Genomic DNA, 4,203 nt, shown 5'->3' with positions numbered 1-4,203 from the left:
ATACGTGAGTAAGGAGGGATTCGACACTAACAGTACCATTATAATCGATGACCTGAGTAAGGGTGGAACTGAGTATCGTCAGATAACTACAGTAGTGTTAATCGGCGAATTAGTCTTCTCGGGTCAGGTAAGACTCTTTACTAAGGACGTGCAAGCTAGTTTCGTGAATTTCAAGGGTTCAGCTCTAGTAGGGGCTCAACCACTAATGTTGAGACGGATAATAAGTGCTAGTGAATTTGACACAGATATACGCGATAAGGTGATTCGTTATTATCACCTCTATGCGCCGCAGAAAGTCAACTTAGACAGTATCAAGGTTGATGTTGACGTTGGTTACGACTACGACAGAGTAGGATTACCTGCTGATGTAATAAATAGTAAGGATTGCATGAAAGCTTACAAGAATTTCCTAATCGAGTTCTCCGAAGCTAGGGCACAGTATCACTTTTTCAGAATGCTACAGGTTAGCGCTATGATAGATGAACGCAAGTTAGTATCGGAGTTGGATTGCCGTTTACTAAAGCAACTTACGGATAACTTCTATGTCGAAAAAATACTGTTCGATAAGCGTAATCTTGAGGGGGCACGTAGGCTCAATGTTAACATTATACCTGTTATAACTATGATGAGCGCTAAGGGTTACACTACTGTAGATGAGTTGGAACAGCGTTTCGGTGTGAGTGAGAGACGCATATACGAGATTCTTAATGAGCTTCAAGGATACGTTTACGTTAAGAAAAAGTACGTAAGGCCAGTGGATAAGATCCGTTGGTTAGTTAACGGCATGAAAGGTGAATTGGGAGGTGAGTTAGTGATTGAGTAAGTGCGCTAGGGGTAGAGTATACAAGACTATCGATAGTGAGACCGGAAATTACATAGAGATTTACTGCCGCAGTACAAGACATCATAAGTGTTACTCTGAAGTTTGGGTTAGAAGTGCTAGTACTGGTATGTTCATGTTCAGAGCTAGATACTTGAAGATATCAGAAACATTTACCCTAAGGTACGAAGGTAGTAAGGATAATAACATCTATATTGACGCTAAAGCTGAAGCTGACTTTAATACCGACAATTTCAATGATAGTTGTAGAAGTAATGATCCACGTAGTGCCGTTAATCGTTTAATAAATAATGTAGCTGATGGATTAACTGACCTGTTGATAAGATATATAGAGAGACAGTTCGGTAATCAATTCCCGACGGATGAAGCTGAGATAGGGCATGAAGTGCATGCGCTACGTGAGTCAAGTAACATATGTGGTGAGTTTCCGAGTGTGTCATTTCACATAGTTTGGAAACACAGAAAGGGAGGTATAGGTCATGAAAGATCCGGATGTGCAACAGTGTGAGAGCGGTAGCGATAGCTACTCAGTGATAAAGTTAGACATAGATTTCAAGGTGCCTAAGTGGTGGATTGCGGAGAGGGCTGAGATAGCTAAGTTCATAGTCGAACAGTATTACGGCATTAAGGTCAATTACGTGAATTATGCGAGATCTAAGCATGGTTGGCACATGTGGGTTGTAATGGCTAAGCCTATTGATTACTGCCTTTACGGTAGAATTAAGTTCATGCTAGGGGACGACATCAACCGCGTTAAGTACCATTTTATCAGAGAAGACTTTACGCTTAGGGATAAGTTCGATTTACTCTTCAATGAAAAAAGAAAGTATCAATCTAAGGCTTAGGTTTAGCTACTTTAGCTTGTCTTAATTTATTTCTCACTTCTTCTATCTTTCTCTTTTCGTCTTCGTTAAGCTCAGTTTCTACTGGTTCATTTGTTGTGCTAGTTGCTTCCTGTGCTTTCTGTTTCTGCATTACTGCATCTATTATCGTGTTTAGGTCAAACATTGAGTTTGGATTAAGTGTACTACGCGATCCACTAGCAGATTGAGTTAAAGCTTGTATGCGTGATAATTCACTCTTTATCTTCATTTGCTGCTTAGCATAGACTTCTAGTGTCCTTGTGCTCGCTTTCACTAGTATCGATGGTACCTCAACCCATTCGTCCTGTGCTAAGTACTGTAGGATTCCACGTGCCATTATTTCTACTTCTTCCCTTGTTATGTCTTCACTCAATTAGATCACCCTCGTTAGTGTCCTTTATCATTTTGGTAAGGGACACAGTAGGATGATCACCTTTCCACAGGTGTATGATCATTAAGTCAGATATCATAGCTGACTCTCTGGGAGAGTATGTTATGCGACGATTTATGAGCGCTACGATATCCTTTACTGGGATCATTATCGCGATTTCGTTAGGGCTTATAATCTCAAGATTAACTCTAAGGCCCATTGCCTTCAGTCTATCTAATGATGCTTCAACTCTCTTATCCTGTGCTAACTGTGTCATCGACAATAATATAAAGTTCCGTGGAAATAAGCGTTGCTGAGGAGGTGGTATGAGAAATGTCTTCCCCGGTTAGTCTTACCGTGGCGCTTACTGACACGCTGGAGGCGATAACTACGATAATAGACCAGATAGCGCAGACGATAAGCGCGAATGCGGGCGTGATAGCTACGGTTCTGATCGTTGGTGCCGTTGCGTACGGTGTCTACAAGGTTGGACAGCGTGTGCTAGGCGGCGTTGGTAACTGGTTCAGGAACTTCTTCTGAGTCGCACTAAGCGATACATTTATTTCCCATTTCTTTATTTTTCATTTCGATGAGTGAGGCAGTAGGCATCGCTATGATGGGTGCGAATGAGGTAGAGCGCGATACTGATACTGCTGTTGGTAGCTTGATAGGCCAACTGCTAGGCATGTTACGTCAGTTCGCTAACTGGCTCAGTCAGTTCGTCTATAAGATGTATGAGTTCGCTAGCAAGGATCCGTGGGCATTTGCTACTGGCGTTGTCAACCTTTTTATACTGTTTGCGTAGAATAGGGGATGATGGCATATGAGCGATGAGGGTTTGTTAAGCACACTGTTAGGCCCCGCATCTAACATAGCATCTCAGTTTGGGTTATCGTTACCGCCAGAGGTTAAGGGTAGGACACTGAAGCTTAAGGTAAGCATGGATGAGTTCAAGGGCATTATAACTAAGGGATCTAAGCCGGAGGTGGCTAACTATATGCGCGTTTACATTGCCGATAAGAACGGCAACGAAATTCCCGATGCTATTCTGGTGCTTGAGCTTAAGCTATAGACCCCAATACCTTTTTATTTGTCTCATGTTGAATTGAGCTAGTGAGCGCGCTCAGCACAGTAATAAACGACATAGAAAGTGCGTTCAATAGCGTGAGTAGTTGGTTTAGCTCGCTGCTGAACTCGATAAGCAACACTGGTCAGGGTATATTTTCAGGTCTATCGCAATTTGGTTCGTGGTTCTACAATGCAATAATACAGTTTGGCAACTACATTTACAACTCACTATCTGGAATAGGGACAGCGTTAGGTAATGCTTTCAACTACATAGGCACTTCCATTTACAATGCGTTAGTTCAAGTAGCGACTACTTTATGGAACGCGCTACAAGCGATATACAACTGGATTGTGTCGGTGGTTAACGGCATAGCTACGTGGGTCGTTAACGCAATTAACTCAATACCGGCCAGTATCAATAGTACTTTCAGCAACGTTGCTAACAGTTTCAGGAGTAAGCTCTACACTATTCTGCAAGCTGATATGGCTATGTGGTTCAGTAAGCATGCGTTCACTACGCTTACCAAGCAACCGAGCATTAAGGGATTAGGATACGCTATAGGCGCACCAATTGTAGGGGCATTTCTAGGATCCATACTGGCTGCTGTGTTAGATACGATAATGCCAGCTAAGACCAACATAGGCTTGATGCCTAGCGGTGCGTTAAGTGCGCCACAGGTAGGACAGGTAGGGCAGATAACAACGCCGCCAACGGTAACACCGCCAACAACAACACCGCCAACGACAGTTAGTGGTGTGCCTACTCTCAGTTTGTCATTAGGTACCACGATTAAGAGTGGTGCTGACACATCGTGGCCTACTGGTGTCAATCAGAGTAGCCTTAACTTGCCAATTACTTTAGTGCTGGCAATTAGGCCATCAGTGTTAGAGAAGGTTGGAATTGTGGACAGCGTTAAGGCAAGTCTCGTAAGTAAAGGAATCACCGAGAGCATAGGGATCAAGGATAGCATAGTAGCATCGCTAGTCGGCACTATACAGAACGCTTCAGAGCTTGAGAGTGCTGCTATCGCTGACAGCGTAAATATAACGTTGATGAACGC

At 43.0% G+C, this 4,203-nt stretch carries 7 protein-coding genes; 5 read left to right on the top strand and 2 right to left on the bottom strand.

Going from position 1 to position 4,203, the window contains the following annotated elements; translation table 11 throughout:
• Positions 1–205 precede the first annotated feature (205 nt).
• On the top strand, positions 206–823 hold the full coding sequence (locus ACP5L5_RS11415; RefSeq protein ID WP_428763919.1) for a hypothetical protein: 618 nt from the start codon (positions 206–208) through the stop codon (positions 821–823).
• A 497-nt stretch (positions 824–1,320) separates the two neighbouring features.
• A complete protein-coding gene (locus ACP5L5_RS11410) occupies positions 1,321–1,686 on the top strand; it encodes a hypothetical protein (protein WP_428763917.1) in 366 nt (121 codons plus the stop codon).
• On the opposite strand, the gene ACP5L5_RS11405 is transcribed toward ACP5L5_RS11410, so the two are convergent.
• Together ACP5L5_RS11405 and ACP5L5_RS11400 are read right to left on the bottom strand one after the other, a co-directional pair.
• On the bottom strand, positions 1,676–2,077 hold the full coding sequence (locus ACP5L5_RS11405) for a hypothetical protein (protein ID WP_428763916.1): 402 nt from the start codon (positions 2,075–2,077) through the stop codon (positions 1,676–1,678). The two genes, ACP5L5_RS11410 and ACP5L5_RS11405, sit on opposite strands and share 11 nt — an antisense overlap.
• Positions 2,070–2,351 (bottom strand): hypothetical protein, encoded by a 282-nt coding sequence (locus ACP5L5_RS11400; RefSeq protein WP_428763914.1) that lies wholly within the window; start codon positions 2,349–2,351, stop codon positions 2,070–2,072. The genes ACP5L5_RS11405 and ACP5L5_RS11400 overlap by 8 nt, the downstream gene beginning before the upstream one ends.
• Positions 2,352–2,407: 56 nt before the next feature.
• Between ACP5L5_RS11400 and ACP5L5_RS11395 the strand changes: the two genes are divergently transcribed.
• From ACP5L5_RS11395 to ACP5L5_RS11385, 3 genes are all read left to right on the top strand, one after another.
• Positions 2,408–2,614, top strand: coding sequence for a hypothetical protein (locus tag ACP5L5_RS11395; protein ID WP_428763912.1), 207 nt, complete (start codon positions 2,408–2,410; stop codon positions 2,612–2,614).
• Positions 2,615–2,897: 283 nt separating this feature from the next.
• Positions 2,898–3,146, top strand: a complete 249-nt coding sequence (locus ACP5L5_RS11390) for a hypothetical protein (protein ID WP_428763910.1) — start codon at positions 2,898–2,900, stop codon at positions 3,144–3,146.
• A 41-nt stretch (positions 3,147–3,187) separates the two neighbouring features.
• The coding region (locus ACP5L5_RS11385) for a hypothetical protein (RefSeq protein WP_428763908.1) at positions 3,188–4,203 on the top strand (1,016 nt) is incomplete at its 3' end.

The organism is Vulcanisaeta sp. (genome assembly GCF_049966235.1).
GTDB lineage: Archaea > Thermoproteota > Thermoprotei > Thermoproteales > Thermocladiaceae > Vulcanisaeta > Vulcanisaeta moutnovskia.
This window is presented reverse-complemented; position numbering and strand designations above follow the sequence as displayed.

Coding starts and splice junctions, on each gene's coding strand:
- ACP5L5_RS11410 (WP_428763917.1), top strand. CDS start 1,321: ATGAAAGATCCGGATGTGCAACAGTGTGAGAGCGGTAGCGATAGCTAC.
- ACP5L5_RS11390 (WP_428763910.1), top strand. CDS start 2,898: ATGAGCGATGAGGGTTTGTTAAGCACACTGTTAGGCCCCGCATCTAAC.
- ACP5L5_RS11415 (WP_428763919.1), top strand. CDS start 206: ATGTTGAGACGGATAATAAGTGCTAGTGAATTTGACACAGATATACGC.
- ACP5L5_RS11395 (WP_428763912.1), top strand. CDS start 2,408: ATGTCTTCCCCGGTTAGTCTTACCGTGGCGCTTACTGACACGCTGGAG.
- ACP5L5_RS11400 (WP_428763914.1), bottom strand. CDS start 2,351: ATGACACAGTTAGCACAGGATAAGAGAGTTGAAGCATCATTAGATAGA.